The organism is Haemophilus sp. oral taxon 851 str. F0397, from assembly GCF_000242295.1.
Lineage (GTDB): Bacteria > Pseudomonadota > Gammaproteobacteria > Enterobacterales > Pasteurellaceae > Haemophilus.
In genome coordinates this window covers 1-627 of record NZ_JH591082.1, presented here as the reverse complement: position 1 = coordinate 627, position 627 = coordinate 1, and the positions used below count along the sequence as shown (strand labels likewise).

Sequence of the window (627 nt, the reverse complement as noted above, 5' to 3'; positions counted from 1 at the left end):
TAACCTTTGATAAAGATGTGACAGGAACGTCTAATATCATTTTTGAAACACCAATAGAAGACTTAAAAAGCCTAGACGGGCATCAAATTATCAAAGTAAATGGCACAGCAGATAAACGCGCATTCCGTCTTTCTGGTAAACACCAAAAGGGAATTTATACACTCTCTTTACAACAACGCCCAGAGGGCTTTTTTACCAAAGTGCAAGAACGCGATGATATTGCGATTTATGCACAACAAGCTCAGGCGGCTAATACCCTATTCAATTTGCGTTTAAATGACAAATATAGCGATATTTTTGACCGCACTTTACCACGCAAAGGCTTGTGGTTGCGTTTAATTAGCGGTCACTTAAGCCAAGATGTACAAGGTAAAACCGCGCCAGTAGAAGGAAATCGTAAAGGTATACAACTTGGTGGCGATGTTTTCTCCTTACAAAATCAAGACTATCAACTTTCCGTCGGCTTAATGGGTGGACAGGCAGAACAACGTAGTACTTTCCGTAACCTAGATACAGACAATGTTACAACGGGAAATATGAAAGGCTTTGGCGCGGGCATTTATGCCACTTGGCATCAACTTCAAGACAAACAAACAGGTGCGTATATTGATAGCTGGATGCAGTATC

General features: G+C 41.0%; 1 protein-coding gene. It reads left to right on the top strand.

Going from position 1 to position 627, the window contains the following annotated elements:
• On the top strand, positions 1–627 hold a 627-nt coding region (locus HMPREF9096_RS01855; RefSeq protein ID WP_009500740.1), incomplete at both ends, for an autotransporter outer membrane beta-barrel domain-containing protein.